5 protein-coding genes are annotated in these 4,403 nt (G+C 70.7%); all 5 read left to right on the top strand.

What is annotated here, in order from left to right:
• The first annotated feature begins 405 nt into the window (after positions 1-405).
• A complete protein-coding gene (locus ADY01_RS33360; RefSeq protein WP_049580500.1) occupies positions 406-840 on the top strand; it encodes a DUF3052 domain-containing protein in 435 nt (144 codons plus the stop codon).
• A 124-nt stretch (positions 841-964) separates the two neighbouring features.
• A complete protein-coding gene (locus ADY01_RS33355; RefSeq protein ID WP_049580499.1) occupies positions 965-1,423 on the top strand; it encodes a peroxiredoxin in 459 nt (152 codons plus the stop codon).
• A gap of 88 nt (positions 1,424-1,511) precedes the next feature.
• Entirely contained in the window at positions 1,512-2,678 is a 1,167-nt protein-coding gene (locus ADY01_RS33350; protein WP_049580498.1) for a DUF475 domain-containing protein, read from the top strand.
• Between the two features lie 124 nt (positions 2,679-2,802).
• Positions 2,803-3,561 carry a Tellurium resistance gene (locus ADY01_RS33345; RefSeq protein ID WP_049580497.1) on the top strand — a complete coding sequence of 253 codons (759 nt, stop codon included), beginning with the start codon at positions 2,803-2,805 and terminating at the stop codon, positions 3,559-3,561.
• Positions 3,562-3,628: 67 nt separating this feature from the next.
• On the top strand, positions 3,629-4,393 hold the full coding sequence (locus tag ADY01_RS33340) for a MerR family transcriptional regulator (protein ID WP_049580496.1): 765 nt from the start codon (positions 3,629-3,631) through the stop codon (positions 4,391-4,393).
• The last annotated feature ends 10 nt before the right edge of the window (positions 4,394-4,403 follow it).

Here is a 4,403-nt window from a genome sequence, read left to right as displayed (position 1 = left end):
CCCCGCCACCACACCAACGAGCACCATCTCCACTGGTCACGCTTCCGCAGACGCAGCCAGGCCCGAGCCCGCACCTCCCACTACAAACGCCGAGGCCACAACCCCCAGATGCGGTTGCAGTACTAAGGCGGGGCCTGTCCCCAGCTCCCGGGGCCGACCTGCCACCCTACGCCCCGCCCGGGGCGAGCGGCGAACACCCGTTCGCCCTCCCGGCCTGCGGAGGGGCCGTGGGACCGGACGGTGACCACCCGGGACCCGTGGGCCAAGACGTCAACGTTTGGGCAGGCTCGGCGGCCGGGTACTTGCGCGATCCGCCCCGCCCGTGTGGACTACGGCCAAGCCCCGCGCACGCGCGGGCCTCTCTGTACGTACCGAATACCTTCCGACACAGAACAGGAGCTATCCGTGAGCGCGACCGCGGACCACGCGGAGGAGCGGACCAACCCCGCCGCTCGGCTGGGTTTCCAGCTTGGGCAGGTGGTCCAGGAGCTCGGCTACGACGACGATGCCGAGCAGGAACTCCGTGAGGGAATCGAGGCCATCACGGGCCAGGATCTCGTCGACGAGAGCTATGACGACGTGGCAGACGCCGTGGTGCTCTGGTTCCGCGAGGACGACGGCGACCTCACCGACGCGCTGGTGGATGCCACCACGCTGATCGATCCGGGGGCGCCCGTGTGGCTGCTGACCCCGAAGACCGGCCGCGACGGGTACGTCGAGCCGAGCGAGATCGGCGAGGCGGCGCAGACCGCGGGCCTGGCGCAGACCAGCAGCGTCAGCGCCGGGAAGGACTGGTCGGGCAGCCGCCTGGTGACCCCCAAGGTCGCGGGGAAGAAGTAGCGTCTCGGCGCCGTTCCGGCGTGGGAACGATCACAGGTCCCCGGGGGCATCTCTGCCGCCGGGGACCGCGTCGTAGGCTGGGCCGCGTCACTTTACCTCCAACAGGGGAACGGATTACCCGCCCATGGCGATCGAGCCCGGTACCAAGGCCCCCGATTTCCGGCTCCGGAATCAGCACGGCCAGACGCTCACGCTCGCGGACCACCGCGGCGGGAAGAACGTCGTTCTCCTCTTCTACCCGTTCGCCTTCAGCGGCGTCTGCACGGGCGAACTCTGCGCCCTCCGCGACGCGCTCCCGTCGTTCGTCAACGACGACGTCCAGCTCCTCGCGGTCTCCTGCGACAGCCCGTTCACCCTCCGTGTCTTCTCCGAACAGGAGGGATTCGAGTACCCGCTCCTCTCCGACTTCTGGCCGCACGGCGAGGTCTCCCGCGCCTACGGCGTCTTCGACGAGGAGAAGGGCTGCGCGGTGCGCGGCACGTTCATCATCGACCGGGAAGGGGTGATCCGCTGGACAGTGGTCAACGGGCTCCCCGACGCCAGGGACCTGAACGATTACGTCACGGCGCTCCGCGCGCTGTGAGCGACCTTCCCGCCCCTTCCCCGTCGCCCTCCAACGTCTGACATGTCAGCCTGCACATCCGCGGCCCGCGCGGGAGACTGGAATTCTTGTGATCCTTAGAGTTTTTGGCTGGTCGTTCGGTGTCACCATCGTCGGCCTGGTGGCCGCCCTCCTCTTCTGGGGATGGGAAGCCTTCGCGGTGGTCCTCATCCTCTCCATCCTGGAGATCTCCCTCTCCTTCGACAACGCGGTGGTCAACGCCGGTGTCCTGAAGAGGATGAACGAGTTCTGGCAGAAGATCTTCCTGACCATCGGCATCCTGATCGCCGTCTTCGGCATGCGGCTGGTCTTCCCGGTCCTCATCGTCTCGGTCACGGCGGGACTCGGCCCGATCGAGGCCGTCGAACTGGCCGTGGACAACCCGGACCACTACGAGGAACTCGTCACCGACGCCCACCCGTCGATCGCGGCGTTCGGCGGCATGTTCCTGCTGATGATCTTCCTCAACTTCATCTTCGAGGAGCGGGAGGTGAAGTGGGTGCGGTGGCTGGAGAAGCCGCTCGCCAAGCTGGGCAAGATCGACGGCTTCTCGGTGGGCGTCGCCCTGGCCGCCCTGCTGCTGACCGCCACCACCGTCGCCAGCAACGCCTACCAGCACGGCGGCCTGCACGCGGATAAATCGGACACCGTGCTGCTGTCCGGGGTGGCGGGCGTGCTCGTCTACCTCCTGGTGGGCGGCCTCTCCAACTTCTTCGAGCACCGTCTGGAGGAGGACGAGGAGAAGGCCGACGAGGAGATCGCGAGGGCCGAGGCCGCCCAGGCGAAGGCCGCCGAGGCCGGCGGCACCAACGGCAAGCAGGTCTCCGCCGTCGGCCTCGCCGGGCGCGCGGCGTTCTTCCTCTTCCTCTACCTGGAGGTCCTGGACGCCTCGTTCTCGTTCGACGGCGTGATCGGCGCGTTCGCCATCACCAACGAGATCTTCCTGATGGCGCTCGGCCTCGGCATCGGCGCGATGTACGTCAGGTCGCTCACCATCTACCTGGTCCGCCAGGGCACCCTGGACGACTACCGCTACCTGGAGCACGGCGCCCACTACGCCATCGGCGCGCTGGCCGTCCTGCTGCTGATCAGCATCCGCTGGCACCTGCACGAGGTGATCACGGGCCTGTTCGGCGTCGGACTGATCGCGGCGTCCTTCTGGTCGTCGGTCCGGGCCAACCGCATCGACGCGAAACGCGAGGGGACCGGGAAGTCCCGGGAGACCAGCGAGGTATGAGCGCGGTGTGAGCGCCGGCCCGCGGGGGGTTAACCGCGGGCCCGGTGCGGAAGCCTCTGGTAGCGGGACGGTCACCGGCCGTCCCGCTGCCGGGTGGCGGTGGAACGAAGGGTGGGCGCGGGCGATGGTGTCCCTGTGGTCGTACTGGCGGGACGGCGGCGCGCGGCGGCAGAAGTTCGACACCGTGGGCGGCCTGTCGAGCTACGCGGTGGAGCTGACCAAGCGGTCGCCGACCGCCCAGCTCACCGCGGAGGGTTCCGAGACGGGCACGCTCCGCGTCGACCTGTCCTGGCGCATGCGCGCCAACTCGGACTTCGGCGCGCGGAACCACGGCCTGTCCCGGGCGCTGCGGCGGCCGATGGACATCTTCAAGCCCGCCGAGATCCTCGGGCACTCGCAGGGCGTGGCCAGCATCGACCTGGACCTGGCCTGCCTGTACGAGCTGAAGGACGGCACGCGCGGCGTGGTGCAGTCGCTGGGCGGCCTGCTGGGCGACTTCAACGCGGCGCCCTACATCAAGCTGAGCGGCGACGACCGCTTCGGCGGAACGGCGTCGGGCGAGAGCCTGTACGTGAACCTGGACCACGCCGAGGAGTTCAAGCGGCTGCTCGTCTTCGTCTACATCTACGACGGCGTCCCGGCGTTCGACCGCGCGGACGTGGTGGTGACGCTGGTGTCCGCGGACGGCAAGAACATCGAGATCGGCCTCGTCGACCCGGTGCCGAACGCCCGGTCCTGCGCGGTGGCGATGATCGAGCCCAGGAAGGGCCAGCTGGTGGCGCGGCGCGAGGTGAGGTACGTCTACGGCTTCCAGTCCGAGATCGACCGCCTCTACGGCTGGGGCATGGCCTGGGGCCGCGGCGCGAAGCCCACCCGCACCTGAGGCCCCGCCCCGGGGCCCGTCCGGCGGCTTGACCTTCCACCCGGGTCGAAGGTCTACGGTCGGCGGCATGAGCGTGATGCGGATCTCCCAGCTCGCCGAACGCACCGGCGTCCCGGCGACCACCCTGCGGTTCTACGAGGGCGCGGGCCTGCTGCCCGCGGGCCGGACCGCCTCCGGCTACCGCCTCTACGGCGAGGACGCCGTCGAACGGCTCGCGTTCATCGGCGCGGCCAAGCACCTGGGGCTCGCGCTGGAGGAGATCGCCGAGCTGCTGTCGGTGTGGGCGTCGGGGGCCTGCCGGGAGGTGAAGGCGGATCTGCGACCGAGGATCGCCGCACGCCTGGCGGCGGCCGGGGAGCGGACGGCGGAGCTGGCGGCGTTCAGCGCCACCCTGCGCACCGCGCTGGCGCACCTGGACGCGCTGCCGGACCGGCCGGGCCGGTGCGACCCGGGGTGCGGCTTCCTCGCCCCCGCCAGGCCGGTGCCGGTGTCGGTGCCGGGGCCGGTGTCGGTGCCCGTGGCGCCGACCCCCGGCCGCCGGCGCTCGGCGCCGGTGGCGTGCTCGCTCACCGGCGCGCGGACGGCCGAACGCCGAGCGGCCTGGCACGAGGTGCTGGACGGCGCCCGCCGCCAGGGGATCCCCGGGGGCCTGAGGCTGACGCTGCCCTCCGCGCGCGCCGCGGCGGTCGCCGGGCTGGCGGTCGCCGAGCAGGGCTGCTGCCCGTTCTTCGACTTCCGCCTCCACCTGGACGGCCCCGACCTCCACCTGGAGGTGCGTGCCCCGGCCGAGGGCGCCGGTCTGCTGACCGCGCTGTTCGACCGAGCCGCCTGACGACCCACCC

This window comes from Streptomyces sp. SBT349, from assembly GCF_001083795.1.
Taxonomy (GTDB): Bacteria; Actinomycetota; Actinomycetes; order Streptomycetales; family Streptomycetaceae; genus Streptomyces.
Note: the sequence above shows the minus strand (reverse complement) of the source record. Positions and strands in the feature narration are given on the sequence as shown.